At 58.2% G+C, this 25,966-nt stretch carries 34 protein-coding genes; 25 read left to right on the forward strand and 9 right to left on the reverse strand.

Translation table 11 applies throughout. The features are described 5' to 3' along the window. The first annotated feature begins 6 nt into the window (after nucleotides 1-6). The 25 genes from tuf to D6851_RS07740 all read left to right on the forward strand — a co-directional run bounded on the left by tuf (nucleotide 7) and on the right by D6851_RS07740 (nucleotide 14,367). Nucleotides 7-1,197: an elongation factor Tu gene (gene tuf / locus D6851_RS07620; RefSeq protein ID WP_120324280.1), complete on the forward strand. Its 1,191-nt coding sequence runs from the start codon at nucleotides 7-9 to the stop codon at nucleotides 1,195-1,197. A 167-nt stretch (nucleotides 1,198-1,364) separates the two neighbouring features. Beyond that, nucleotides 1,365-1,676 (forward strand): 30S ribosomal protein S10, encoded by a 312-nt coding sequence (rpsJ, locus tag D6851_RS07625; protein ID WP_034905023.1) that lies wholly within the window; start codon nucleotides 1,365-1,367, stop codon nucleotides 1,674-1,676. Nucleotides 1,677-1,939: 263 nt separating this feature from the next. After that, complete coding sequence (rplC, locus tag D6851_RS07630) at nucleotides 1,940-2,719, forward strand: 50S ribosomal protein L3 (RefSeq protein WP_120324281.1); 780 nt, start codon at nucleotides 1,940-1,942, stop codon at nucleotides 2,717-2,719. Nucleotides 2,720-2,722: 3 nt separating this feature from the next. Further along, nucleotides 2,723-3,346, forward strand: a complete 624-nt coding sequence (gene rplD / locus D6851_RS07635; RefSeq protein ID WP_120324282.1) for a 50S ribosomal protein L4 — start codon at nucleotides 2,723-2,725, stop codon at nucleotides 3,344-3,346. After that, nucleotides 3,339-3,647 carry a 50S ribosomal protein L23 gene (locus D6851_RS07640; protein WP_120324283.1) on the forward strand — a complete coding sequence of 103 codons (309 nt, stop codon included), beginning with the start codon at nucleotides 3,339-3,341 and terminating at the stop codon, nucleotides 3,645-3,647. Before rplD ends, D6851_RS07640 begins: the two co-directional genes overlap by 8 nt. 12 nt (nucleotides 3,648-3,659) lie before the next feature. After that, on the forward strand, nucleotides 3,660-4,496 hold the full coding sequence (gene rplB, locus D6851_RS07645) for a 50S ribosomal protein L2 (RefSeq protein ID WP_120324284.1): 837 nt from the start codon (nucleotides 3,660-3,662) through the stop codon (nucleotides 4,494-4,496). Nucleotides 4,497-4,502: 6 nt separating this feature from the next. Then, complete coding sequence (rpsS, locus tag D6851_RS07650; RefSeq protein ID WP_120324285.1) at nucleotides 4,503-4,778, forward strand: 30S ribosomal protein S19; 276 nt, start codon at nucleotides 4,503-4,505, stop codon at nucleotides 4,776-4,778. After that, nucleotides 4,778-5,155 carry a 50S ribosomal protein L22 gene (rplV, locus tag D6851_RS07655; RefSeq protein ID WP_120324286.1) on the forward strand — a complete coding sequence of 126 codons (378 nt, stop codon included), beginning with the start codon at nucleotides 4,778-4,780 and terminating at the stop codon, nucleotides 5,153-5,155. Before rpsS ends, rplV begins: the two co-directional genes overlap by 1 nt. Before the next feature lie 3 nt (nucleotides 5,156-5,158). Continuing rightward, nucleotides 5,159-5,854 (forward strand): 30S ribosomal protein S3, encoded by a 696-nt coding sequence (gene rpsC, locus D6851_RS07660; RefSeq protein ID WP_120324287.1) that lies wholly within the window; start codon nucleotides 5,159-5,161, stop codon nucleotides 5,852-5,854. Nucleotides 5,855-5,874: 20 nt separating this feature from the next. Then, entirely contained in the window at nucleotides 5,875-6,309 is a 435-nt protein-coding gene (gene rplP, locus D6851_RS07665; protein ID WP_120324288.1) for a 50S ribosomal protein L16, read from the forward strand. After that, nucleotides 6,309-6,509 (forward strand): 50S ribosomal protein L29, encoded by a 201-nt coding sequence (gene rpmC / locus D6851_RS07670; RefSeq protein ID WP_183030026.1) that lies wholly within the window; start codon nucleotides 6,309-6,311, stop codon nucleotides 6,507-6,509. The genes rplP and rpmC overlap by 1 nt, the downstream gene beginning before the upstream one ends. Before the next feature lie 10 nt (nucleotides 6,510-6,519). After that, entirely contained in the window at nucleotides 6,520-6,789 is a 270-nt protein-coding gene (rpsQ, locus tag D6851_RS07675) for a 30S ribosomal protein S17 (protein WP_120324290.1), read from the forward strand. A gap of 167 nt (nucleotides 6,790-6,956) precedes the next feature. Continuing rightward, complete coding sequence (gene rplN, locus D6851_RS07680) at nucleotides 6,957-7,325, forward strand: 50S ribosomal protein L14 (protein WP_120324291.1); 369 nt, start codon at nucleotides 6,957-6,959, stop codon at nucleotides 7,323-7,325. After that, a complete protein-coding gene (gene rplX / locus D6851_RS07685; protein ID WP_120324292.1) occupies nucleotides 7,325-7,645 on the forward strand; it encodes a 50S ribosomal protein L24 in 321 nt (106 codons plus the stop codon). The genes rplN and rplX overlap by 1 nt, the downstream gene beginning before the upstream one ends. Then, nucleotides 7,638-8,219: a 50S ribosomal protein L5 gene (gene rplE / locus D6851_RS07690; RefSeq protein WP_120324293.1), complete on the forward strand. Its 582-nt coding sequence runs from the start codon at nucleotides 7,638-7,640 to the stop codon at nucleotides 8,217-8,219. Before rplX ends, rplE begins: the two co-directional genes overlap by 8 nt. A 26-nt stretch (nucleotides 8,220-8,245) precedes the next feature. After that, complete coding sequence (gene rpsN, locus D6851_RS07695) at nucleotides 8,246-8,551, forward strand: 30S ribosomal protein S14 (protein ID WP_120324294.1); 306 nt, start codon at nucleotides 8,246-8,248, stop codon at nucleotides 8,549-8,551. A gap of 11 nt (nucleotides 8,552-8,562) precedes the next feature. Continuing rightward, nucleotides 8,563-8,958 carry a 30S ribosomal protein S8 gene (rpsH, locus tag D6851_RS07700; RefSeq protein ID WP_120324295.1) on the forward strand — a complete coding sequence of 132 codons (396 nt, stop codon included), beginning with the start codon at nucleotides 8,563-8,565 and terminating at the stop codon, nucleotides 8,956-8,958. Continuing rightward, nucleotides 8,958-9,491, forward strand: a complete 534-nt coding sequence (gene rplF / locus D6851_RS07705; protein ID WP_120324296.1) for a 50S ribosomal protein L6 — start codon at nucleotides 8,958-8,960, stop codon at nucleotides 9,489-9,491. The genes rpsH and rplF overlap by 1 nt, the downstream gene beginning before the upstream one ends. A 1-nt stretch (nucleotide 9,492) precedes the next feature. Next, nucleotides 9,493-9,837, forward strand: a complete 345-nt coding sequence (gene rplR / locus D6851_RS07710) for a 50S ribosomal protein L18 (protein ID WP_120324297.1) — start codon at nucleotides 9,493-9,495, stop codon at nucleotides 9,835-9,837. Between the two features lie 2 nt (nucleotides 9,838-9,839). Further along, entirely contained in the window at nucleotides 9,840-10,613 is a 774-nt protein-coding gene (gene rpsE, locus D6851_RS07715) for a 30S ribosomal protein S5 (RefSeq protein ID WP_420797102.1), read from the forward strand. Nucleotides 10,614-10,619: 6 nt separating this feature from the next. Further along, nucleotides 10,620-10,796 carry a 50S ribosomal protein L30 gene (gene rpmD / locus D6851_RS07720; RefSeq protein WP_120324299.1) on the forward strand — a complete coding sequence of 59 codons (177 nt, stop codon included), beginning with the start codon at nucleotides 10,620-10,622 and terminating at the stop codon, nucleotides 10,794-10,796. Nucleotides 10,797-10,969: 173 nt separating this feature from the next. Beyond that, the gene (rplO, locus tag D6851_RS07725; protein WP_120324447.1) at nucleotides 10,970-11,452 is read left to right on the forward strand and encodes a 50S ribosomal protein L15; all 483 of its coding nucleotides are present in this window, start codon (nucleotides 10,970-10,972) and stop codon (nucleotides 11,450-11,452) included. Nucleotides 11,453-11,571: 119 nt separating this feature from the next. Beyond that, a complete protein-coding gene (gene secY, locus D6851_RS07730; protein WP_120324300.1) occupies nucleotides 11,572-12,936 on the forward strand; it encodes a preprotein translocase subunit SecY in 1,365 nt (454 codons plus the stop codon). A gap of 24 nt (nucleotides 12,937-12,960) precedes the next feature. Next, entirely contained in the window at nucleotides 12,961-13,608 is a 648-nt protein-coding gene (locus tag D6851_RS07735; RefSeq protein WP_120324301.1) for an adenylate kinase, read from the forward strand. A gap of 123 nt (nucleotides 13,609-13,731) precedes the next feature. Beyond that, nucleotides 13,732-14,367, forward strand: a complete 636-nt coding sequence (locus tag D6851_RS07740; RefSeq protein WP_120324302.1) for a trimeric intracellular cation channel family protein — start codon at nucleotides 13,732-13,734, stop codon at nucleotides 14,365-14,367. A gap of 51 nt (nucleotides 14,368-14,418) precedes the next feature. Here the strand turns inward: D6851_RS07740 and D6851_RS07745 are convergent, their stop codons facing one another. From D6851_RS07745 to D6851_RS07785, 9 genes are all read right to left on the reverse strand, one after another. Then, nucleotides 14,419-14,943: a hypothetical protein gene (locus D6851_RS07745; protein WP_238473986.1), complete on the reverse strand. Its 525-nt coding sequence runs from the start codon at nucleotides 14,941-14,943 to the stop codon at nucleotides 14,419-14,421. A 138-nt stretch (nucleotides 14,944-15,081) separates the two neighbouring features. Beyond that, a complete protein-coding gene (locus D6851_RS07750; RefSeq protein ID WP_120324304.1) occupies nucleotides 15,082-17,244 on the reverse strand; it encodes a prolyl oligopeptidase family serine peptidase in 2,163 nt (720 codons plus the stop codon). Nucleotides 17,245-17,398: 154 nt separating this feature from the next. Then, nucleotides 17,399-17,821, reverse strand: a complete 423-nt coding sequence (rplQ, locus tag D6851_RS07755; RefSeq protein WP_120324305.1) for a 50S ribosomal protein L17 — start codon at nucleotides 17,819-17,821, stop codon at nucleotides 17,399-17,401. A 148-nt stretch (nucleotides 17,822-17,969) separates the two neighbouring features. Then, the gene (locus D6851_RS07760) at nucleotides 17,970-19,025 is read right to left on the reverse strand and encodes a DNA-directed RNA polymerase subunit alpha (protein WP_120324306.1); all 1,056 of its coding nucleotides are present in this window, start codon (nucleotides 19,023-19,025) and stop codon (nucleotides 17,970-17,972) included. Nucleotides 19,026-19,130: 105 nt separating this feature from the next. Beyond that, complete coding sequence (gene rpsK / locus D6851_RS07765) at nucleotides 19,131-19,520, reverse strand: 30S ribosomal protein S11 (protein ID WP_046902269.1); 390 nt, start codon at nucleotides 19,518-19,520, stop codon at nucleotides 19,131-19,133. A gap of 58 nt (nucleotides 19,521-19,578) precedes the next feature. After that, on the reverse strand, nucleotides 19,579-19,947 hold the full coding sequence (rpsM, locus tag D6851_RS07770; RefSeq protein ID WP_120324307.1) for a 30S ribosomal protein S13: 369 nt from the start codon (nucleotides 19,945-19,947) through the stop codon (nucleotides 19,579-19,581). A 400-nt stretch (nucleotides 19,948-20,347) separates the two neighbouring features. Next, nucleotides 20,348-21,757, reverse strand: a complete 1,410-nt coding sequence (gene lpdA, locus D6851_RS07775; protein WP_120324308.1) for a dihydrolipoyl dehydrogenase — start codon at nucleotides 21,755-21,757, stop codon at nucleotides 20,348-20,350. Between the two features lie 84 nt (nucleotides 21,758-21,841). Further along, on the reverse strand, nucleotides 21,842-23,098 hold the full coding sequence (odhB, locus tag D6851_RS07780) for a 2-oxoglutarate dehydrogenase complex dihydrolipoyllysine-residue succinyltransferase (RefSeq protein WP_120324309.1): 1,257 nt from the start codon (nucleotides 23,096-23,098) through the stop codon (nucleotides 21,842-21,844). A gap of 11 nt (nucleotides 23,099-23,109) precedes the next feature. Then, complete coding sequence (locus D6851_RS07785; protein WP_120324310.1) at nucleotides 23,110-25,965, reverse strand: 2-oxoglutarate dehydrogenase E1 component; 2,856 nt, start codon at nucleotides 25,963-25,965, stop codon at nucleotides 23,110-23,112. Nucleotide 25,966: the final 1 nt, after the last annotated feature.

Here is a 25,966-nt window from a genome sequence, read left to right on the forward strand (position 1 = left end):
GAGAAAATGGCGAAGGAAAAATTCGAGCGGAATAAACCGCACTGCAACATCGGCACCATCGGTCACGTCGACCACGGCAAGACCACGCTGACTGCTGCAATCACCAAGGTGATGGCTGAAGTTTATGGCGGCGCTGCCGTCGATTTCGCCAACATCGACAAGGCTCCCGAAGAGCGCGAACGCGGTATCACGATTTCGACGGCTCACGTTGAGTACGAAACCGAAACCCGTCACTACGCTCACGTCGACTGCCCGGGTCACGCTGACTATGTGAAGAACATGATTACCGGTGCGGCTCAGATGGACGGCGCCATCCTCGTGGTGAACGCTGCTGACGGCCCCATGCCGCAGACCCGTGAGCACATCCTGCTCGCTCGTCAGGTCGGCGTGCCGGCTCTGGTGGTTTACCTGAACAAGGTTGACCAGGTCGACGACGAAGAAATTCTCGAACTCGTTGAACTCGAAGTTCGCGAACTGCTTTCGAGCTATGATTTCGACGGCGACGATATTCCGATCATCAAGGGTTCGGCTCTGGCAGCTCTTGAAGGTCGCGACGATGAAATCGGCAAGAACTCCATCATCGAACTGATGAAGGCTGTCGACGAATATATCCCGCAGCCCGATCGTCCGGTCGATAAGGACTTCCTGATGCCGATCGAAGACGTGTTCTCGATCTCCGGCCGTGGTACGGTTGTCACCGGCCGTGTCGAAACCGGCAAGGTCAATGTTGGCGACGAAGTCGAAATCGTCGGCATCAAGGACACCACCAAGACGACCGTGACCGGCGTCGAAATGTTCCGCAAGCTGCTCGACAGCGGTGAAGCCGGCGACAATATCGGTGCTCTGCTCCGTGGTGTTGCCCGCGACGATGTGGAACGTGGTCAGGTTCTGGCGAAGCCGGGTTCGGTTACGCCGCACACTGAATTCAGCGCGGAAGTCTATGTGCTTTCGAAGGATGAAGGTGGCCGTCACACGCCGTTCTTCGCCAACTATCGTCCGCAGTTCTACTTCCGTACGACGGACGTGACCGGCGAAGTGATCCTTCCCGAAGGCACCGAAATGGTCATGCCGGGCGACAACGTCACCATCGACGTCAAGCTCATTGCTCCGATCGCCATGGACGAAGGTCTCCGCTTCGCAATCCGCGAAGGTGGCCGCACCGTCGGTTCTGGGGTTGTCAGCAAGATCTCGAAGTAATATAGGCACCTCCACCGGGCGAGTCCTTTCGGATTCGCCCGGTCGGAATTATTGGGGCCGCCCCTTCCTGTTCACTCTGTAAAGAGGATCAGTGAGGCGGGGCGGTCTCTTGTTTTTATGGAAGGCCGTGAGGTCTTCCCGGCTCTTTCGCATCGGTAAAGTGGATTATGGAAGCTCAGAATATCCGTATTCGCCTCAAGGCGTTCGATCATCGCGTGCTTGACCAGGCAACTGGCGAAATCGCAGACACGGCCCGTCGCACGGGCGCTCTTATTCGGGGTCCTATTCCGCTCCCGACGCGTATCGAGAAATTCACCGTGAACCGCGGTCCGCACATCGACAAGAAGTCGCGGGAACAGTTCGAAGTTCGCACATACAAGCGTCTGCTTGATATCGTGCAGCCCAACGCTCAGACGGTCGACGCGCTGATGAAGCTGGACCTCGCTGCGGGCGTCAATGTTGAAATCAAGCTGGCCTGAGCCGGTTGATTTCCTCCCCATTTGGGAGTAACGGGCGGCCGTCCGATAACGGCCACGAGATTCCGCCGATTCATTTTCGGCTTCGCAGGTCGGACACAATGCGATTTGCGATATAGGGATACCGCCGGATTATCCGGGTCTGCGTCCCCCGTCTGTTCTCTTTGGAGAACGTGCAGCCCGGACGGGGCGATGTATCATATTTTGGGCTGAGCACGCCTATGCGGGATGGGCCCGTATAGGCCTCTGTTTGAGGAGATTGGATCATGCGCACTGGCGTGATCGTGAAGAAAGTCGGGATGACCCGCCTCTTCCAGGATGATGGCAAGCATGTGCCTGTCACCGTTCTGGCGCTGGAGGATTGCCAGGTCGTTTCGCAGCGGACCGCAGAGCGTGACGGTTATGTCGCGCTTCAGGTCGGTGCAGGTGCAGCGAAACAGAAGAACGTTGCGAAGCCGCAGCGCGAACATTTCGCCAAGGCCGAAGTGCCCCTGAAGATGAAGGTCGCTGAATTCCGGCTTGATAGCGAAGAAGCTTTCCTGCCTGTTGGGGCAACCATCAGCGCAGAACATTTCGTCACCGGTCAGAAGGTCGACATTACCGGCCATACCCAGGGTAAGGGCTTTGCCGGCGCGATGAAGCGCTGGGGTTTCGGTGGTCTTCGTGCATCGCATGGTGTGTCGATTTCACACCGTTCGCACGGTTCGACCGGTAATCGTCAGGATCCGGGCCGCGTCTTCAAGAACAAGAAGATGGCTGGTCACATGGGTGATCGTCAGCGCACGCAGCAGAACCTCGAAGTGGTTCGCACCGATGCAGAGCGCGGCCTGATTTTCGTGAAGGGCTCGGTGCCCGGTGCGAAGAATGGCTGGTTGCTGATGCGCGATGCCGTGAAGCTGTCGCAGCCGGAAGAACTGCCGTTCCCCGGTGCGGTTGTCGACACGAAGGGTCCGGCCAGTGCCGCTGCGGACGAAGCGCCCGCAGCAGATCAGAACAATGCGGCAGAAGCGACAGACGCTTCGGCCGACGCAGGCAAGGAGGGCTGATCCGTGAAGGTGAAGGTCCAGAAACTCGACGGGAAGGCCTCGGGCGATATCGAGCTCAATGACGCCGTTTTCGGTGTCGAGCCGCGCGCCGACATTCTCCATCGCGTTGTCACCTGGCAGCTCGAAAACCGTCGCGGCACAGCCCGTGCGGCACGCGAGCGCGGTGATGTGGCGCGTACCGGTAAAAAATGGGGCCGCCAGAAAGGCAGCGGCGGCGCTCGTCACGGCGATCGTGCAGCACCCATTTTCATCGGTGGTGGTAAAGCTCATGGCCCCCGCAAGCGGGACTTCAATGTCTCGCTGAACAAGAAGATTCGTGCTCTCGGCCTCAAGATGGCCCTTTCGAGCAAGGCCCAGGACGGCCTGTTCGTAGTGGACAGTCTTGAACTGAAGGATGCCAAGACCAAGGCCCTGGCTGCTGCATTCGGTGCAGCCGGCTACAATGGCAAGGTTCTGGTGATCGACGGGGACGCGGTTGAAGACGGTTTCCGTATGGCAGCCGGCAACCTCGCCAACGTCAATGTCATGCCCGCCGCCGGTGCGAATGTTTACGACATTCTCAAGCATGACACGCTGGTGCTGACCCGCGCAGCGGTCGAAAAACTGGAGGCGCGGTTCAATGGCTAAAAAGCAGGAAATCGACGCACGTCATTACGACGTGATCCTTGCTCCGCACATCACCGAAAAGGCAACGCTGCTTTCCGAGCACAATGCTGTGGTTTTCAAGGTCGCCAACACCGCGACCAAGCCGCAGATCAAGGAAGCGGTTGAAGCTCTGTTCGATGTGAAGGTCACGGGTGTGAACACCATCGTGCAGAAGGGCAAGTCGAAGCGCTGGCGGGGGCTTCCCTATAAGCGCACGGACGTCAAAAAGGCTGTTGTCACGCTGGCCGAAGGCCAGTCGATTGACATCACCAGCGGTATCTGAGGCTAGAAAAAGATGGCACTCAAGAACTATAAACCGACGAGCCCCGCACGCCGCGGCCTCATCCTCGTCGACAAGTCCGGGCTCTATAAGGGCAAACCGGTCAAGTCGCTGACGGAAGGTAAGCGCAAGACCGGTGGCCGTAACAATAAGGGCCATGTCACTTCGCGCGGCATTGGCGGCGGTCACAAGCAGAAATATCGCTATGTCGACTTCAAGCGTCGCAAATGGGACGTTGAAGGCACGATCGAGCGCATCGAATACGATCCCAACCGGACCGCATTCATCGCGCTGGTGAAGTATGATGACGGCGAACTGGCTTACATCATTGCACCGCAGCGCGTTCAGGCCGGCGACAAGGTCGTGGCCGGCGAGAAGGTCGATGTGAAACCGGGCAATGCGATGCTCCTGTCGCAGATGCCGGTCGGCACCATTTGCCACAATGTGGAAATGAAGCCGGGCAAGGGCGGCCAGATCGCTCGCTCCGCCGGCTCCTATGTCCAGTTGGTCGGCCGTGACCGCGGTCTGGTGATCGTTCGCCTGAACTCGGGTGAACAGCGTTACCTGCGTGGTGACTGCATGGGGACGGTTGGCGCCGTGTCCAATCCCGACAACACCAACACGACGCTGGCCAAGGCCGGTCGCCGCCGTTGGATGGGTAAGCGTCCGCTGACCCGCGGTGTTGCGAAAAACCCGGTCGATCACCCCCATGGTGGTGGTGAAGGCCGTACGTCCGGTGGTCGTCATCCTGTGACGCCATGGGGTAAGCCCACCAAGGGCGCCCGGACCCGCAACAACAAGCAGACGGACAAAATGATCATCCGTTCGCGCCACGCGAAGAAGAAGAGGTAATCGAACATGGCACGTTCCGTCTGGAAAGGTCCGTTCGTCGATCTCCACCTGCTGAAGAAAGCGCAGGAAGCGCAGGAAAATGGTGGGCGTGGTGCGATCAAGACATGGTCGCGTCGCTCGACGATATTGCCGGACTTTGTTGGTCTGACGTTCAGCGTCTATAATGGCCACAAATTCATCCCCGTTTCGGTCAGTGAAGAAATGGTCGGCCACAAGCTTGGTGAATTTGCGCCCACGCGCAGTTTCCCGGGCCACGCAGCCGACAAGAAGGGTAAGCGCTGATGAGTAAGCAGAAAGCACCCCGTCGCGTTGCCGACAATGAGGCGCTGGCTGTCGGAACCACGATTCGTGGTTCCGCACAGAAGCTGAACCTCGTCGCCGGTCTTATCCGTGGCAAGAAGGCTGAAGAAGCTTTGAACATCCTCAGCTTCTCCAAGCGGGCAATGGCCAAGGATGCGCATAAGGTTCTCGCCTCTGCCATCGCCAATGCCGAGAATAATCACAATCTCGATGTCGATGCCCTGGTCGTTGCCGAGGCAAGCGTCGGGAAGTCGATCACCATGAAGCGTTTCCACACGCGGGGCCGTGGTAAATCCACGCGCATCCTCAAGCCGTTCAGCCGGCTGCGCATCGTGGTTCGCGAAGTCGAGGAGGCCTGATCGATGGGTCAAAAGAGCAATCCGATCGGCCTGCGCCTGCAGATCAACCGTACCTGGGATAGCCGCTGGTATGCGGAAGGTCAGGATTATGGCCGTCTGCTGAAAGAAGATATCGAGATCCGCAAGCACATCATGAAGTCGGTGCCGCAGGCAGCGATTTCCAAGGTGGTGATCGAGCGTCCGGCCAAATTGTGCCGTATCTCGATCTATGCGGCCCGTCCCGGTGTCATCATCGGTAAGAAGGGTGCGGATATCGAAAAGCTTCGCAAGAAGCTCTCTTCGATGACGTCGAGCGAAGTGAAGCTGAACATCGTTGAAATCCGCAAGCCGGAAATCGATGCGAAGCTCGTCGCTCAGGGTGTGGCCGATCAGCTGATCCGCCGCGTGGCTTTCCGCCGTGCCATGAAGCGCGCTGTGCAGTCTGCACTTCGCCTTGGCGCGGAAGGCATCAAGATCGTTTGCGGCGGCCGTCTCGGCGGCGCTGAAATCGCTCGTGTCGAATGGTATCGCGAAGGTCGCGTTCCGCTTCACACGCTGCGTGCAAATGTCGATTATGCCGAAGCCGAAGCACTGACCGCCTACGGGATTATCGGTATCAAGGTCTGGATTTTCAAAGGTGAAATCCTCGGCCACGATCCGATGGCCCAGGATCGCCTCATGATGGAAGCCCAGACCTCTGGCGTCCGTCCGGCGCGTTGATCTGGAGCTGAGTAAGAGCAATGCTGCAACCGAAAAAAACCAAGTTCCGCAAGGCGTTCAAGGGTAAGATCCATGGCAACGCCAAAGGCGGTACGACACTCAATTTCGGTTCCTACGGCCTGAAGGCCCTGGAACCAGAACGTGTCACCTCGCGTCAGATCGAAGCGGCTCGCCGTGCGATCACGCGCCACATCAAGCGTCAGGGTCGTCTCTGGATCCGTGTCTTCCCGGATGTGCCGGTTTCCAAGAAACCTGCCGAAGTCCGTCAGGGTAAAGGCAAGGGTTCGGTCGAATACTGGGCCGCTCGGGTTAAGCCGGGTCGGATCATGTTCGAACTCGATGGCGTTCCCGGCCCGCTTGCTGCAGCCGCTTTCGAGCGTGCTGCCATGAAGCTGCCGATCAAAACCAAAGTTGTTGCCCGTCTCGGTGACAACTCGCATCGGGAGGGCGAATAATGTCCAAGGTGGAAGACCTGCGCGCCAAGACCGACGATCAGCTTAGCGCTGCTCTGGTCGAACTGAAGCGCGAACAGTTCAACCTTCGCTTCCAGGCCGCGACGAACCAGCTGGAACGTCCCGCCCGGATCAAGGAAGTCCGTCGCGAGATCGCCCGGATCAAGACTCTTGCGGGCGAGCGTGCCCGCAACAAGGCTTAAGGAGCACACGATGCCCAAGCGTATCCTTACCGGAACCGTGGTCTCCGACAAGACCGACAAAACCGTCACCGTGCTGGTGGAACGGAAGGTGAAGCACCCGCTTTACGGGAAGATCATCCGTCGTTCGAAAAAGTACCATGCGCATGACGAAGACAATGCCTATGCGGTAGGCGAAAAGGTTCGCATCGAGGAGACCAAACCGATCTCCAAGACCAAGACCTGGAAAGTACTCGACCGCATTCAGGGTGGAGAGATCGCAGCCGTCGAAGCCGACGTCTGAATCTTTCCGGGTCTATAGTGCGAAAAGGGGGTTCCCCTCCGGCTCGTGTCCGCTATAGGCCCACCCGATCAAAAACATGATGGGCATGCGCCCGTCATGTTTTGACGTAAGCGTTTTTGGAACTGCCGGACTGGTTCCGGCAAGCCTAACGAGAAGGAACCGGATCGATGATCCAGATGCAATCCAATCTCGACGTCGCGGATAATAGCGGCGCAAAGCGCGTCCAGTGCATCAAGGTACTGGGCGGGTCCAAGCGTCGCACCGCCAGCGTCGGTGACGTGATCGTCGTCTCCGTAAAGGAGGCGCAGCCACGCGCTCGCGTGAAGAAGGGTGACGTGCATCGCGCCGTTATCGTTCGCACGCGCAAGGATGTTCGCCGCCCCGATGGCAGCGTCATTCGTTTTGACAGCAATGCCGCAGTTCTCGTCAATAAGAACGAAGAACCGATCGGCACCCGTATCTTCGGCCCGGTGGTGCGCGAATTGCGCTCCAAGGGCTTCATGAAGATCATTTCGCTTGCTCCGGAGGTGCTGTAATGGCTGCCGCTAAGATCAAGAAGGGTGACCAGGTCGTCGTTCTGTCCGGCAAGGATAAGGGCCGCACCGGTACGGTGATGCAGGTTCTGCCCAAAGCGGGCAAGATCGTGGTGGATGGCGTTAATGTCGCTGCCCGTCATCGCAAGCCGACCCAGATGAACCCGCAGGGTGGCATCGATCGTGCACCCGCTCCGATGGCGATCTCCAAAGTGGCGGTCGCCGATCCGAAGGATGGCAAACCGACTCGCGTCCGCTTTGAAGAGCGTGATGGCAAGAAGATCCGTATTGCCGTGAAATCCGGGGAGGCCATCGATGGCTGATTCATATACTCCGCGTCTCAGGCAGCGCTATGACGAGGAAATCGTCAAGGCAATGACCGAGAAATTCGGTTACAAGAACCGTCTCGAAGTTCCCAAGCTGGAAAAGATCACGCTCAATATGGGTGTTGGTGAAGCCAGCCAGGACAAGAAGAAGGTTCAGACGGCTGCCGAGGAAATGGAACTGATCGCCGGTCAGAAGCCGGTTATCACTCGTGCAAAGAAGTCAATCGCGCAGTTCAAGCTGCGTGAAGGTATGCCGATCGGCTGCAAGGTGACCTTGCGTCGTGAGCGTATGTACGAATTCCTCGACCGTCTTGTGACCATCGCGATGCCCCGTATTCGCGACTTCCGCGGCCTCAATACGAAAAGCTTCGATGGCCGTGGCAATTATGCGATGGGTCTCAAGGAACAGATCATTTTTCCTGAGATCAGCTACGATCGTATCGAGAAAGTGCGTGGCATGGACATCATCGTCACCACCACCGCTAAAACCGATGAGGAAGCCCGCGAACTGCTTCGTCTGTTCGGTTTCCCGTTCCCTGCCGATGAGCAGGCCGAAAAGGAAGCGGCATAAGCCGCTAGGAAGAGAGCTTAAGTCCAATGGCGAAACTGAGTTCGATCAACAAGAACGAGCGCCGCAAGCAGCTCGTTAAGAAATACGCAGCGAAATACGCCAAGCTGAAGGCTATTGCCGACGATGAATCGCTCGACGAAACCGAGCGTCTTCTGGCACGCCTGAAGATGGCGGAAATCCCGCGTAATGCGAACCCGACCCGTGTGCGCAACCGTTGCGCCACCACCGGCCGTCCCCGCGGTTATTACCGCAAGTTCGGCTTGAACCGTATCGAACTGCGCGATCTGGCTAATAAAGGCCTGATCCCTGGCGTTACCAAGTCGAGCTGGTGAGGATCTGACAGATGGCTATGACCGATCCCCTGGGTGATATGCTCACCCGTATCCGCAACGGCCAGCAGGCAAAGAAGGACTCCGTCCTGTCGCCTGCCAGCAAGCTGCGTGCAAATGTGCTTGAAGTTCTGAAGCGTGAAGGCTTCATTCGTGGTTATTCGGAAGATGCCACCGGCAAGCATCCCGCACTGCGGATCGAACTGAAATATTTCGAGGGCGAACCTGCTATCAAGTATGTCGCCCGTGTCTCCAAGCCGGGGCGCCGTGTCTATTCGGGCAGTAAAGAACTCCCGAATGTGCGTGGCGGTCTTGGCATCACCATCGTCTCGACACCGCGTGGCGTGCTTTCCGATGCGGAAGCGCGTGCAAGCAATGTCGGTGGCGAAGTGCTGGCGGAGGTGTTCTGATGAGCCGCATCGGTAAAAAACCGGTAGCGATCCCCAATGGCGTGACCGCCAAGATCGAAAGCGGGATCCTGACCGTCAAAGGTCCGAAAGGTACGTTGACGCTGGGTTTGTCGGACGAAGTGACCTATGATTTGCAGGACGACAAGATCGCTGTGAATCCGCTGGATAATTCCAAGAAGGCCCGGTCCTTCTGGGGTATGCAGCGCACGCTCGTTGCCAATCTGGTTGACGGTGTGACCGAAGGCTACACGAAGACGCTGGAAATTTCCGGTGTTGGCTATCGTGCACAGCTCAAGGGTAAGGTGCTTAACCTTCAGCTCGGTTTCAGCCACGATGTCGATCTCGACATCCCGGAAGGCATCGACGTGAAGTGCCCGGATCAGACCACCGTTGAAATCAGCGGTATCGACAAGCAGGCCGTGGGCCAGTTTGCCGCCGAAATCCGGCGCTGGCGGACGCCCGAACCCTATAAGGGCAAGGGTATCAAATATCGCGGCGAGTATATCTTCCGCAAGGAAGGGAAGAAGAAGTAAGATGGCAAAGCTTTCTCTTTTCGAACGCCGTCGCCGTCGTGTGCGGACTGCCCTCAAGGCGCGCGGTTCCAACCGTCCCCGTCTGTCGGTGCATCGCACCGGCCGGCATATCTATGCTCAGGTGATCGACGATGCGGAAGGCCGCACTGTGGCCGCTGCTTCCACGCTCGGCGTGAAAAGCTCGGGCGCGAATGTCGATGCTGCGCAGCAGGTCGGCAAGGATATCGCCGAAGCCGCCAAGAAGGCGGGCGTAACCTCCGTCGTGTTCGATCGCGGCGGTTACCTCTTCCATGGTCGCGTCAAGGCGCTGGCCGACGCCGCTCGTGAAGGCGGGCTGGAGTTCTGATGATGGCTGACGAAAACAACACCCAGGAAACCCAGGTGGATAACGCCGGCTCCACGCCGACCCCCACCACCGCTTCGACCGAAGCTGCCGACAATCAGTCCGCAGCTGGTGGCGCACAGCCGCAGCAGCGTGAAAACAACAATCGCGGCGGCCGTGGCCGTGGCGGGCGTGACGATCGCGGTGGCCGTGGTCGTGGGCGTGGTCGCGACGATCGTCGCGGTCGCAACCAGGACGAGGACGGTGAAGAGCTGATCGAAAAGCTCGTTCACATCAACCGCGTTTCGAAGACTGTGAAGGGCGGTAAGCGCTTCGGTTTCGCAGCGCTGGTCGTCGTCGGCGATGGTAAGGGCCGCGTCGGTTTCGGTCATGGCAAGGCACGCGAAGTGCCTGAAGCGATCACCAAGGCGACTGCTTCTGCCAAGAAGAAGATGATGCGCGTTCCGCTGAAGGAAGGCCGCACCCTGCATCATGACGGCAAGGGCCGTTTCGGTGCCGGGAAGGTCAATGTCCGCACGGCCCCTCCGGGGACCGGTATTATTGCGGGTGGTCCGATGCGTGCCGTCTTCGAAAGCCTCGGCGTTGCCGATGTGGTGACCAAATCGGTCGGCACGTCCAACCCGTACAACATGATCCGCGCCACCTTCGACGCACTGGGCAATCAGACTTCTCCGAAATCGGTTGCACAGCGTCGCGGCAAGAAGGTCGCAGACCTGCTTGGTCGTGGCGGTGCGAATGAAGCCGAGGCGGAAGCCGAAGCGGCTGCGATCGCGGAGTAAATCATCATGGCGAAGATCAAGATCAAGCAAATCGGCTCGCCGATCCGTCGGCCCGAATCCCAGAAGAAGATTCTGGTCGGTCTGGGCCTGGGCAAGATGCACCGGGTTGTCGAAGTCGAAGATACGCCGGAAGTGCGTGGCGCCATCGCCAAGCTTCCGCACATGGTTGAAGTGGTCGGATAAGCCTCTTCTGCCGGATCAGATCAGGAAAGCCCCGGGTGCAGGTCCGGGGCTTTTCAGTTTAAGGAACGGGCGCAATTCGCTTTTCCTTATAACGGGGCTTCACAAGGGGTGCGAAACCTCTTATGCGGCCCACTTCCCAACAAGCGCGAACCAAAGCGAAAGCGAGTGCAATTATGAAACTGAATGATATCCGTGACAATTCCGGTGCCCGTAAATCCCGCATGCGTGTGGGCCGCGGTATCGGTTCGGGCAAAGGCAAGACCTCCGCACGCGGTCAGAAGGGCCAGAAGAGCCGTTCGGGCGTTGCTGTAAAGGGTTTCGAAGGCGGTCAGATGCCGCTTCACATGCGTCTGCCGAAGCGCGGTTTCAACAATCCGTTCGGCAAGGACTATGCCGAGGTGAATCTGGGCATGATCCAGAAGTTCATCGACTCGGGCAAGCTGGATGCCGGTCAAACGATCGATCACGACGCTTTGAAGGCCGCCGGCCTCGCTCGTGGTGGTAAGGATGGCGTCCGTCTTCTCGGTAAGGGTGAACTTACCGCCAAGGCTAATTTCAAGGTCGCCGGTGCGTCTAAAGGCGCCGTTGCTGCCGTTGAAAAGGCTGGTGGTTCGGTTGAAGTGACCGCACCCAAAAAGGCAGCTGCTGCCGAATAATCCCAAAATATCGGTGGGCGGGGGTTCGACATCTCCGCCCACTGCCTATATGGGCTGCACCCGGTAAAAGGGTCAGCGCCACTCTTGCGGTGGTCCTCCAAGCAAGGCATTAATAATCCATGGCATCACGCGCCGATAATATTGCGAGCAATCTCAGTCTCGCGAATTTCTCGAAAGCGACCGAGCTCAAGCAGCGTATCTGGTTTACGATCGGTGCGCTAATCGTGTTCCGTTTTTTGAGCTTTGTCCCCCTGCCGGGGGTTAATCCTCTGATTCTCGAGAGTCTCTACGCACAGACTCGCGGCGGGATCCTGGATCTTTTCAATACATTTTCGGGCGGCAGCCTTGAGCGCATGAGTCTCATCGCGCTCGGCGTCATGCCCTATATTACCGCGTCTATCGTGGTGCAGCTCGCCGCTTCGCTCCATCCATCGCTGATGGCGATGAAGAAGGAAGGCGAAAGCGGGCGTAAGAAACTTAACCAATATACGCGTTACGGCACGGTGTTTCTGTGCGCCATTCAGGGCTGGTTCCTCGCATCGGGTCTGGAAGCCTACGGCGCGCAGAGCGGGCTGCAGGCGGTCGTCGACCCTGGCTATATGTTCCGCATCGGCGCGGTTATCAGCCTCGTTGGTGGCACGATGTTCCTGCTGTGGCTGGGTGAACAGATCACCTCGCGCGGTATCGGCAATGGTGTGTCGCTTATTATTATGGCCGGCATTATCGCGCAGTTTCCAAGCTTTACCGCGAATATGTTCGAAGGGTTCCGCTCGGGTTCGATCAGCGCGTTTGTCGTGATCGGCTTTATCGCGATGATCGTCGGCCTGATCCTTTTCATCTGCTTTATGGAGCGCGCCCAGCGCCGCCTGCTGATTCAATATCCCAAGCGTGCGAGCCAGCGTGGCATGATGCAGGCCGATCGCAGCCATTTGCCGCTTAAGCTCAACACAGCTGGTGTGATCCCGCCTATCTTCGCCAGCTCGCTGCTGCTTCTGCCACTGACGATCAGCCAGTTCGCTGGTAACACGGTGCAGTCGGACAGTGCGCTGGGCGGTTTCGTTATCACGCTGAACCAGTATCTCCAGCATGGTCAGCCGATCTATATGGCGCTCTATGCGGCGGGCATCATCTTCTTCAGCTTCTTCTATACGGCGGTGGTCTTCAATCCCGAAGAAACGGCGGAGAACCTCAAGAAGAATGGCGGCTTCATTCCGGGCATTCGTCCGGGCAAGCGGACCATGGATTATCTCGATTACGTTCTGACACGCATCACCGTAATCGGCGCGATCTATCTGACGCTGGTCTGCGTTATTCCGGAATATGTTATCGCACAGACGGGCATTCCACTGTTCCTCGGCGGTACGAGCCTGTTGATCGTTGTGAATGTGACGGTTGACACGATCACGCAAATTCAGTCCCATCTTCTTGCGCACCAGTATGGTGACCTGATTAAGAAGGCAAAATTGAAAGGCCGGTTGCGCTAAGCAGCCAGGGCGGGGGAGTAAAACATGAATATTATTCTGCTTGGCCCCCCGGGAGCGGGGAAAGGGACACAGTCCGGACGCCTGGTGGAAAAGCACGGTATGCGCCAGCTTTCGACTGGCGACATGCTGCGCGCGGCTGTTGCAGCCGAAACCCCGGTCGGGCTGGAAGCCAAGGCGGTGATGGAACGCGGAGAGCTGGTTTCCGACGAGATCGTTTCCGCCCTTATCGATGCTGAGCTGAGCGCGATGGGCCCTTCGGTCGGCGCCATTTTCGATGGCTATCCGCGCACTGGCGATCAGGCGCGTCAGCTCGATGCCATCCTCGCTGGCCATGACCGCCAGCTTGACCATGTGATTGAGCTGGAAGTGGATCTGGAAGCGCTGATCGAACGTATCACCGGTCGCTTTTCATGCGCCAAATGCGGCGAAGGCTATCACGATACATTCAAGCGTCCGAAGGTTGAAGGGGTCTGCGACAAATGCGGCAGCACCGAATTCAAGCGCCGCAAGGATGATAATGAAGAAGCCGTGCGCACGCGCATGGAGGAATATCGCAAGAAAACGGCGCCGATCCTGCCTTATTATGAAGAGCGCGGTATTGTGACCCGTGTCGATGGTATGGCGGATATGAATGCCGTGTCCGCCGAAATTGAAAAAGTTCTGGCCGGATAAGAACGGAGCTTAGCCGAATAACGCTGCTCCGTCCGGAAGGGCGGGGCAGTTTGCGTTTGGGGGTGCGGGCTCTTGCGATGACACTGCACTTCATAGCCTGTTAAAAATCGATAGAGATAGGGCATGGCCGTTCCCGTCACTCCTCTCGTGCTTCCGCAGTCGCTCGATCTGCTGGGTACAGCGATTTTCGCCCTGACCGGTGCCTTGCTGGCTGCACGGTTGCGGCAGGATTTCGTGACTATGGCCTTTTTCGCGCTGATGACCGGCGTTGGGGGCGGGACCTTGCGCGATTTGATGATCGGGGCACCGGTTTTCTGGGTGCGCGATCCCTGGGTGGCACCGCTCTGTTTCGGTATGGCAGTTCTGGTCTGGGTGACGCCCAGGCAGCGTTGGGAAAATGAATTGCTGCTCTGGGCCGATGCTGCGGGTCTGGCGGCTTTTGCTGTTTTGGGGGCTGCCAAGGCGCTTGGATGGGGTGTGGCGCCTGTTCCCGCGATCCTGATGGGCATTCTGACCGGGAGCGCTGGTGGCATTATCCGCGATGTGGTGGCTGGCGTGCCTTCGATACTGATGCGGCGTGAGCTGTATATCACGCCCGCAGCCGTCGCGGCTGGCTTATGCGCGCTGGGTATGAGCTTTCATTTGGCAAATGAAGCGACGTGGATCATTGCAGCCCTGGGTGGCTTTGCGATCAGAGCAGCCGCTCTTTACTGGAACCTGCGCCTGCCCACTTATGCCCATGCAGATAAAGAGGGCTGAGCTCGGGTCAGCCCTCTCGATGATGATAGCCGATGAGCGTTTGCTCAGCAATTACAGGCCGCGAATACCGTGGAAGTCTATATCCACTACCCGACCGCGTTCGATGCGGCAGGTGAAGCGTCCTCGATCATAATTGTCGCGATAACCATAGTTGCGATGGCGACCATAATTCTCGCTGACGGTCAGATTGCCTTTGATCTTGAACCCGTCACGCTTGCGATCGACATCGCGAATTTCGGTCACATCGGCACGACTGCGCGTGTAACGGCTTGCGGTACTTTCGGCAGCGCGAACGCATCGTTCGATAGCGCCTCTCGCGGAATAGCCCCCACGGTAGCGATCGCGATAATGCCGGTCATTTCTGTCACGATAGCGCCGGTCGTAATAGCGGTTATCCTTGTCGTTATCCGAAGCCGCGATGACAGCGGCGATGCCGCCGAGGATCAAAGCGCCGGCAATCACTTCTCCGGTGCCGATTCCATTGCCGTCGTGATGGCGATGATCCCGGGCCATGGCAGGCGCTGCCGCAGATATGGTCATTGCGCCCGCTGCGGCAGTCCCGATCACAGTTTTCATAAGGGGTTTCATGGGCTGTCCTCCAACAGATCGAGACCCCATGTCCCGACCTGTCAAAAGGAATAGCAATGCCCTCGTGATGGCTGGCTGAACTGGCAGGACAGTCAGTGTTCATAAAAATATCATTTTATATGAACATCAATATCCCGGTGTCAGATGCGTCCAGTAAGCGAGGAAGGAGAGAATATCGGCAGCTTCCTCGATAGCCTTATCGGTCGGCTTGCCCGAGCCATGGCCGGCGCGGGTTTCCACACGGATCAGATGCGGTTTATCGCCAATATTGGCTGCCTGAAGTGCAGCGGTATATTTGAAGCTGTGGCCCGGTACGACGCGATCATCCGTATCGGCCGTGGTGACCAGCAGCGCGGGATAATCCTCGCCCGAATGGATATTGTGATAGGGCGAATAAGCGCGCAGCACTTTGAAATCCGCTTCCCTTTCAGGATAACCGTAATCGTCGACCCAGTAGCGACCGGCCGTCCAGCGGTCGAAGCGTAGCATGTCCATCACGCCCACAGCGGGGTTGCCTGCCGCAAAGAGGTCGGGGCGCTGATTGGTGACAGCGCCAATCAGCAGCCCACCATTGGACCGACCCTGAATGGCCAGCCCGTCAGGCGTAGCGATGCCTTCGCTTTTCAGATAGTCGCCCGCAGCGATGAAATCGTCGAACACATTCTGCTTGTTGGCGAGGCGCCCGCCATCGTGCCATGCTTTGCCATATTCGCCGCCGCCGCGAATATTGGCGACTGCGAAAGCGCCACCGGCCTGCATCCACGCCATATTGGCAGGTGAGTAGAAAGGCGTGATGGAGATATCGAACCCGCCATAGCCATAGAGCAGGGTAGGCACGGCGCGTCCGCTTTGTGCAATATCGTTCCGGCGGATGATGAAGATCGGAACCTGTGTGCCGTCCTTCGAGCTGTAGAAGCGCTGCTCGACCTTATAATCGTCTGGATCGAAAGCGAGATTGGGCTGCGCGAAAACGGAGCTTTCGCCGCTGGCGATGTCATAACGATAGATCGTCGCCGGGCGGTTGAAGCTGGTGAAGCTGTAGAAGGTTTCCTCATCGTCCGGGTCGCCATAGAAGCCGGATACGCTGCCCAGTCCGTCAAATGCGATTTCACGCTTCAGACGGCCTGTCAGATCGTAGACCATAGAGGTGGAGCTGGCATTCTTGAGATAGGACAGGATCAGCGAATGGCCGACCAGAGAGGCGCCATCGATCGGTTCCTGCTTCTCGCTTACAAGCGGAGTCCATTGCGGCTGAGCGGCTGCGAGATCGATCGACATGACCCGATAACGCGGTGCCGAATGGTTGGTTTTGAACCAGAGTGTGCTGCCGATCCCGTCTATCAGGCTCCAGTCATTGTCGAACCCCGTCACCAGATCGCGCACCTGCCAGCCCAGACTGTCACGCCGCGTGAGGTCGATGGCATGAACTTCATAGCGGGCATCGGTGCCCAGTGCGCTGGTGATGATCGCCCAGTGCCCATCGCTTGTAACCTGCGCGGTATGGCTCTGCTTGGGATGCTCCGGTGTGGCATAGACCAGTTCATCGGTCGATTGCGGTGTGCCCAGGCGGTGGAAATAGACTGCCTGATTATAATTCAGCGCCTGAAAATCCTCGCCCTCTTCGGGCTCGGGGAAGCGTGAATAGAAAAAGCCTTCGGACCCGATCCAGTCGAGATTGGTGAATTTGGCCCAGCGAATCTCGTCTTCAAGAATTTCGCCCGTATCGACATCGAGTACGCGCAGAATGCGCCAGTCCGTGCCGCCATCCTGCACACTGTAGAGCACATAGCGACCATCGGGCGAAACATCCCAGCCACTGAGCGCAGTGGCACCGTCTTCGGCCCAGTCATTAGGATCGATCAGCAGGCGTTCCCTGCCGTTCAGCCCATCCCGCACATAGAGCGGGGACTGATTCTGCAGGCCGCTATTATAGGTATAGAAATAGCGCTCCCCCGCTTTTACCGGCGTGGAATAGCGGGCGTAATCGTATAGTTCCCCGATCCTGCCTTCGAACCAGTTGCGGGCCGGTAGCTTGTCGAGATAGTTTTGGGTGACAGCATTTTCGCGTCTGACCCAATCGGCCACTTCCGTGCTTTCGCGCACATCCTGTTCGAGCCAGCGATAAGGATCGGCGACAGTTTCGCCGAACTGGGTTTCCACCACATCGCCGCGGCGGGTTTCGGGGTAATCGGGCGCGGTCATGTCCTGTGCTCCGGCGGGAAGGGAAATCACGATGGCGGCCATGCCTGCCAGCAGGCCGGCAAGGCCGGAGTGATGGGCTTTACGCATTGGAACGCTCTCCTCTGTTGCAGCGGAGAAAGTAGCGTATGAAACGAATGAGGCAATATCTGCCTGAAATAGGATCCGCATTCCGGTGTGCAGATACAAAAGCGGCCGGGGATCGCTCCCCGGCCGCTCTCATTATTCGCAATTGTCGAAGCGATCAGGCTTCGGCGTATTCGTTTTCCTCGGTCATCACAGGGCCGCTATCCTGGCCCTTGGCTTCGGTGTCACGATCCACCAGTTCGATCACAGCCATCTGGGCTGCGTCGGAGGAACGATAACCGGCCTTGATGATGCGGGTATAGCCGCCTTCACGACCCTTATAGCGTTCTGCCAGAACATCGAACAGCTTCTGAAGCTGCGCGTCGTCGAGCAGGCGGCTATGCGCCAGACGACGGTTCGACAGGCCACCGCGCTTGGCAAGCGTGATGAGCTTTTCGATATAGGGGCGAAGTTCCTTGGCCTTGGGCAGCGTGGTGGTGATCTGCTCATGCTTGATGAGAGCCGCCGCCATATTGCGGAACAGGGCCGTGCGATGGCCGCTCTTGCGACCGAGCTTACGCTGGGAAATACCGTGACGCATAATCAATACTCCGTTCGTAGGGGGCCCGTATGAGGTAGCCCGAAACCGGCAGCTCGTTTTAAGGGCGCTGCCATAACCCTTTTAAAGGCCCTGAGACCCTCAGTCAGCGAAAGGGGCCGGTGTCATGCCGGCCCCTTCCAGTGAAGGTTTAACCGAGAAGTTCCTGTTCGAGCTTCTTGGCCATTTCTTCGATATTTTCAGGCGGCCAGCCGGGAATGTCCATGCCGAGGCGCAGCCCCATGCTGGAAAGGACTTCCTTGATCTCGTTGAGCGACTTGCGGCCGAAATTCGGTGTGCGCAGCATCTCGGCTTCGGTCTTCTGGACCAGATCGCCGATATAGATGATGTTGTCGTTCTTGAGGCAGTTGGCCGAACGCACCGACAGTTCCAGTTCGTCCACCTTCTTGAGAAGGTAACGGTTGAGCTGGTTGGCATCGCTTTCTTCCGGCTGCGCCGCAACGCCGATCATCTGATTGGCAGGCTGCGGAATACCGTCTTCGAAATGGACGAAGAGGGTCAGCTGGTCCTGAAGAATACGGGCTGCATAGGCAATCGCATCTTCGGGGGTGACGGTGCCGTCGGTTTCGATCGTCAGCGAGAGCTTGTCATAATCGAGTTCCTGCCCGACACGGGCATTCTCGACCTTGTAGCTCACCTGATGAACCGGCGAGTAAAGCGAATCGACCGGGATCAGGCCGATCGGCGCATCGGCCGGACGGTTCTGAACGGCAGGGACATAGCCTTTGCCGGTATCTGCGGTCAGCTCCATGTTGAACGTGGCGCCTTCGTCAACGTGACAGATGACGAGATCCTTGTTCATCACTTCGATATCGCCCGTGACGGCAATATCCCCGGCGGTAACTTCGGCCGGGCCAGTTGCGGAAAGCTGCAGCCGCTTGGGGCCTTCGCCTTCCATTTTAAGAGCGATCTGCTTCACATTCAGCACGATGTCGGTGACGTCTTCGCGCACACCGGCCAGCGAGGAGAATTCGTGGAGCACATTTTCGATCTTGATCGACGTAATCGCAGCGCCCTGCAGCGAGGACAACAATACGCGACGCAGCGCGTTGCCGAGCGTGAGGCCGTAGCCCCGTTCCAGCGGTTCGGCGACGAAGGTCGCCTTCCGCTTGGCGTCGCCGCCCGCCTTGATATCGAGGCTGTTGGGTTTCTTAAGTTCCTGCCAATTCTTCATATTGACGGACATAGACTTCCCCTAAGGTAGTGTTCTGGCGACAAAGGCCGCGGGCACTTCAGAGCGCCGCGGCCGATGCGATTTTGCTATGCGGCGACATGCCGCGCGGCAGGTCGATCAGACGCGGCGGCGCTTGGACGGCCTCACGCCATTATGCGGGATCGGAGTCACGTCACGGATCGATGTGATCGTAAAACCGACAGCCTGAAGAGCGCGCAGAGCACTCTCACGGCCCGAACCCGGTCCCTTGATTTCGACTTCCAGCGTACGGACACCATGTTCCGCGGCTTTCTTGCCGGCATCGTCTGCCGCGACCTGAGCGGCATACGGGGTGGATTTACGGCTGCCCTTGAAGCCCATCATACCAGCGGAGGACCAGCTGATTGCATTGCCCTGCGCGTCGGTGATGGTGATCATGGTGTTATTGAAGCTGGCGTTAACATGCGCAACACCCGAGGAGATGTTCTTGCGCTCACGCCGGCGAATACGTTGCGGTTCGCGTGCCATGGATAATTCCTATCGTGCGAATATCTGGGAAAGCAATTCGAGCATTCAAGCCCGATGCTTACTTCTTCTTGCCGGCGATCGGCTTGGCCTTGCCCTTGCGGGTGCGCGCATTGGTATGCGTACGCTGACCGCGAACGGGGAGACCCTTACGGTGACGCAGGCCACGATAGCAGGCGAGGTCCATCAGACGCTTGATATTCATCGCGGTTTCACGACGAAGGTCGCCTTCCACGGTGTATTCGGCATCCAGCGTTTCACGAATCTGCACGACTTCGGCATCGGAAAGATCCTGCACGCGACGTGCATGATCGATACCGAGCTTATCGGCAATGGCCTTCGCGGTGGTCGGGCCGATTCCATGAATATAGGTGAGCGCAATAATTACGCGCTTATTTGTGGGGATATTGACCCCGGCAATACGAGCCACTTACTTCTCCATGCTCCACAGGGAGCCCCATTCACAAGAAAGGGACACCCCTATCTCATCGCGTTGATACTCCGCAGGCCACGGCTTTTGCCTTAACGGCAAAAAGTCCGGTTGAAGCAGCATGAACCTGCTCCATGCCGGACGGATCCGTGAATTACGATGTAAGCTTTGCGCTTAGGCAGATTCGCGCGACACGTCAACAGCATAGATGGCTGACTCCATGCAAAAGAGCATGAAGGCGTGTTACACGATGACTTTCGGTTAGCGTAATCGGGTGCGAAAGTCAAAGTTTTGTCATCCGGCGTCCTGCTCCGTACCGTAGGTGCAATGGAACGGGAACGCAAAAAGAGCGGCAAAAGCACTAGCCTTTGCCGCTCTTATTTTGTCCCTGCGGGGCCGGTCAGATATGAATCGGTTTGCCCTGCACGGCCATTGCAGCTTCCTTCACGGCTTCCGAATGCGTCGGATGGGCGTGGCAGGTATAGGCGATATCTTCCGAAGAGGCGCCGAATTCCATGGCCTGCACGGCCTGGGCGATCATCGTTCCGGCGACGCTGGCGATCATCCAGACGCCCAGCACGCGGTCGGTTTCCGCATCGGCAATGACTTTCACGAAGCCATCCGTATCGCGATTGGTCTTGGCGCGGCTATTGGCCATCATCGGAAATTTACCGGTTTTGACGGTATGGCCGGCTTCCTTAGCCGCTTCCTCGGTCAGACCGACACCGGCGATTTCCGGCATGGTATAAACCACGCTGGGGATCACGGCATGGTTCACGATACCTGTCTGACCGGCAATGTTCTCAGCGACGGCAATGCCTTCATCCTCGGCCTTATGGGCGAGCATGGGGCCGGGGATCACATCCCCGATGGCCCAGATGCTTTCGACCTTGGTGTTGAAGATCGAATCGGTTTCGATCTGGCCGCGCTCATTGGTTTCGATACCCACGGCATCGAGGCCGAGACCGTCCGTATTGGGCTTGCGACCGATCGACACCAGCACGCAGTCGGCTTCGAGCACTTCGCCATCGCCGCCGGAGGCCGGTTCGATCGAGACCCTGGCTTTGCCGCCGTCCACTTCGACGCCGGTGACCTTGGTGGAAAGCTTCAGCTCCATGCCCTGTTTCTTGAACAGCTTGCCCGCTTCCTTGCGGACTTCACTATCCATACCGGGCAGAAGCTGGTCGAGATATTCGACCACGGTGACGTCGGCTCCGAGACGACGCCAGACTGAACCCAGTTCCAGACCGATGACGCCGCCACCGATGACGACCATTTTTTCGGGCACCTTGGACAGCGCAAGGGCACCGGTGGAATCCACCACAACACCCTTGTCATTGTCGATTTCGACACCTGGAAGCGGTGTTACCGAAGAGCCGGTTGCGATTACGATGTCGCGGGCAGTGACGGTCTTGCCGTCCACTTCCACCGAATGCGCATCCTTGAAACCGGCACGGCCCTTGAGCCATTCCACCTTGTTCTTCTTGAAAAGATATTCGATGCCGCCGGTCAGTTCCTTGACCGCTGTGGCCTTTTCGCCCTGCAACGTATCGAGATCGAGGCTGACTGCATCGGTTTTCACCCCGAATTTGGCGAGCACGCCTTCATTGGCTTCTTCGAAAAGCTCGGAACCGTGCAGCAGAGCCTTGGAAGGAATGCAGCCCACATTGAGGCAGGTGCCGCCCAGCGTTTCGCGGCTTTCGGCGCAGGCCGTCTTGAGGCCCAGCTGCGCCGCCCGGATCGCCGCCACATAACCGCCCGGTCCGGCACCAATTACGAGAACATCGTAGTCGAAGGTCTGGTCTGCCATTCTTTGTCTCCCCCGGGGCCTGTCCCGGGATATTCTTGCAGCAAAGTAAGAGGCCCCGGCAAGCGCCGGGGCCGGTTTCGTGTCTTAGAGGTCGATCAGGATCCGCATCGGATCTTCGATCGCTTCCTTGATGATCTTGAGCGCGGTCACTGCTTCGCGGCCGTCAATGATACGGTGGTCATAGCTCAGAGCCATATACATCATCGGCTTGATCACGACCTGACCGTTCACGGCTACCGGACGTTCCTCGATCCGGTGAAGCCCCAGAACGGCGCTCTGCGGCGGGTTGATGATCGGGGTCGACATCAGTGAGCCGAACACACCGCCATTGGAGATGGTAAAGGTGCCGCCTTTCATATCGTCCATCGACAGCGTGCCGTCTTTCGCCTTCTTGCCGTAATTGGCGATGGCGAGTTCGACATCGGAGAAGCTCATGCTTTCGACATTGCGAACCACCGGAACGACGAGGCCATTGGGGGCGCTCACCGCGACCGAGAGATCGACGAAATCGTGATAGAGAATCTCATCGCCGTCGATCTGGGCATTGACCGCCGGAACGTCCTTCAGTGCAAGGCAGGCTGCCTTGGCAAAGAAGCTCATGAAACCGAGCCGGATATCATGCTTCTTGGCGAAGAGGTCCTTGTACTGGCTGCGGGCTTCGATCACCGCCGTCATGTCGACGTCGTTGAAAGTGGTGAGCAGGGCGGCTGTGTCCTGCGCGCTCTTCAAACGGGTAGCGATCGTCTTGCGCAGACGGGTCATTTTCACCCGTTCGACCTTGCGGCTCGGACCGGCTGAAGGCGCATCGGCCGAAGCGGCATCGGCCGGAGCGGCAGCGCCGCCGGAGTCTTTCTTCTTGGCCGCTTCGAGCACGTCTTCCTTGGTCAGGCGGCCATCCTTGCCGGTGCCCTTGATCGTGCTCGGGTCGATCCCGTGTTCGAGGATCGCACGGCGCACGGCGGGGGACAGCGTCGCCGAAGCATCGACCTTGCTGTCATCCGAAGAGGAGGCCGCCGGAGCGGGTGACGGAGAAGGCGCGGGGCTGCTTGCCTCGGGCTTTTCCTGCTTGCGTTCGGTCGGGCCTTCGGGGCCGGCATTGGGTGTGCCTTCCTCGATCGTCGCGATAATCGCGCCGACTTCCACCGTGTCACCGATTTCGGCCTTGTATTCGCCCATCACGCCGGCAACCGGCGCGGGAACTTCAACAGCGACCTTGTCGGTTTCGAGGCTGGCAATCGGCTCGTCCAGAGCGACCGCTTCACCCGGCTTCTTCAGCCATTCACCGATAGTAGCTTCGGTGACGGACTCACCGAGAGTGGGAACCTTGACTTCATTGGCCATAGTCTGTGTCCTCAGGCCTTCCTGCTTTGATTGCCATTACGTTGTGCCATCCCGCCATCGGCAAGGCCGAGCGCGATGGAGACGAGAGCTTCCTGCTGCACCTGGTGGCGCTTGGCGAAGCCGGTTGCCGGGGAAGCGGCTTCTTCGCGACCGGCATATTTCGGGCGTTTGCCCTGATGTCCGGCAGCGGTAAGCGCATCCTCGATACGGTCCTGCACGAAGAACCATGCCCCGTTATTCTTGGGCTCTTCCTGACACCACACGACATCTTCCAGATTGGGCATACGCTTCATCCGGACAGCGAGCGGTTCGCCGGGGAACGGGTAGAGCTGTTCGATCCGCACGATGGAGACATCGTCCAGCCCTTCGTGATCGCGCTTTTCGATGAGATCGTAAGCGACCTTGCCCGAGCACAGCACCAGACGCTTCACCTTCTCATCGGGAATGTCCTTTGTATCGGACATGATCCGGCGGAAGTGACTGTCCTCCAGGAATTCTTCCGCGGAAGATTTGGCCATCGGATGACGCAGCAGCGATTTCGGCGTCATGATGACCAGCGGCTTGCGGAAGGAACGCAGCATCTGGCGCCGCAGAACATGGAAATAGTTCGCGGGTGAAGTGATGTTGCAAACCTGGATATTATCGTTTGCGCAAAGCTGCAGGAAGCGTTCGAGCCGGGCGGAGCTGTGTTCCGGACCCTGGCCTTCATAACCATGCGGCAGCAGCAGCACGAGCCCGTTGGCACGCAGCCATTTCACTTCACCGGCCGCGATATACTGGTCGATGATGATCTGTGCGCCATTGGCGAAGTCACCAAACTGCGCTTCCCACAGGACCAGAGTCTTGGGGTCGGCAAGGGCGAAGCCATATTCGAAGCCGAGCACGCCATATTCGGAAAGCGGGCTGTCATAGACTTCGAACTTGCCGTGCGGCAGCGTGCAGAGCGGGATATATTTGCTCTCATCCTTCTGGTCGACCCAGATGGCGTGGCGCTGCGAGAATGTGCCGCGGCCCGAATCCTGTCCCGACAAGCGGACACCGAAGCCTTCGGTCACGAGGCTGCCGAAAGCCAGCGCTTCGGCAGTCGCCCAGTCGAAGCCTTCGCCGGTTTCGAACATCTTGCCCTTGGCCTTGAGCACGCGGCCGAGAGTCTTGTGAATTTCAAGCTCTTCGGGAACCGTTGTCAGTGTGCGGCCGAGACTGTCGAACAGTTTGCGTTCCACTGCGGAATGGATGTTGCGGCGGGCTGTTTCGGGGTCGGCCGGCTTGTGCAGACCGCTCCAGCGACCGGCAAACCAGTCCGCTTCATTTGGTTTGTAATCCTTGGCAGCATCGAATTCGTTGGTGAGCAGTGTTTCGAATTCGTCGCGTGCTCCGGCAGCATAACCGCTTTCGATCACGCCTTCTTTTTCGAGCCGTCCGGCGTAGAGTTCGCTGACCCGCGGATGCTGCTTTATCTGCGCATACATCATCGGCTGCGTGAAGCTCGGTTCATCGCCTTCATTATGGCCGAAGCGGCGATAGCACCACATATCGATCACGATATCGCGCTTGAAGCGCTGGCGATATTCGATGGCGAGCTTGCAGGCGAAAGTGACTGCTTCGGGATCATCGCCGTTCACATGCAGGATCGGCGCCTGCACACCCTTTGCCACATCGGACGGATAGGGCGAGGAGCGGGCGAATTTCGGGCTGGTGGTGAAGCCGATCTGGTTGTTGATGACGAAGTGGATGCAGCCACCCGTATTGTAACCATGCACGCCCGACAGGCCGAAGCATTCCCACACGATACCCTGACCGGCAAAGGCGGCATCGCCATGGATCAGAACCGGCAGAACCTGTTCATGCGTGTCCAGATCTTCGCGGAAAGCCTGCTGTGCGCGGACTTTACCGAGCACCACCGGATCGACCGTTTCGAGATGCGACGGGTTGGGGACCAGCGACATATGTACCTTGATCCCGTCAAATTCGCGATCGGTGCTGGTGCCGAGGTGATATTTCACATCGCCCGAACCGCCGACATCGTCGGGATTGGCCGAACCGCCGGAAAATTCGTGGAAGATCACACGATAGGGTTTGGCCATCACATTGGCGAGCACGTTCAGGCGGCCGCGATGGGCCATGCCATAAACGATGTCGCGCACGCCGTACTGGCCACCATATTTGATCACCGCTTCGAGTGCCGGGATCATGCTTTCGCCGCCATCGAGGCCGAAACGCTTGGTGCCGACATATTTTTTGCCGAGGAATTTCTCATATTCCTCGCCGCGGATCACGGCAGAGAGGATGGCGCGTTTGCCTTCCTGCGTGAATTCGATGACCTTGTCGGGCCCTTCGATCCGATCCTGAAGGAAGCGACGTTCCTCCACATCGGAAATATGCATATATTCGAGGCCGACCTTGCCGCAGTAATTCTTGCGGAGGATATTCACCAGCTCGCGCGGGGTTACCCAGTCGAGACCAAGCGTGCCGCCGATATAGACCGGGCGATCGAGTGCTTCGGCGGTAAAGCCGTGCCATTCGGGCTTAAGATCGTCGGGTAGCTTGCGCGTGCTGAGATTCAGTGGGTCGAGTTCGGAAACGAGATGGCCGCGCACCCGATAGGTGCGGATCAGCATCATTGCCTGAACGGAATCGGAGGCAGCCTGTTCGATCGTCTTGTTATCGATCGGCTTGCCGGCCTTCTTGGAGGCTTCTTTGACGGCGAGTTTCAGCGCAAAGGGATCGAGACCCTGCGTCAGATCGTCGCTATCGGCCGCATCGGAGAGCGGCCATTTGGCATTCTGCCAGCTTGGGCCGGGCTGGGGCCCTGCGTCCAGGTCATCCTGGTCGAATTCTGGTAGGAAGTCGTGCTTTTCATTACCCATT

This window comes from Altericroceibacterium spongiae (genome assembly GCF_003610805.1).
Lineage (GTDB): Bacteria > Pseudomonadota > Alphaproteobacteria > Sphingomonadales > Sphingomonadaceae > Altericroceibacterium > Altericroceibacterium spongiae.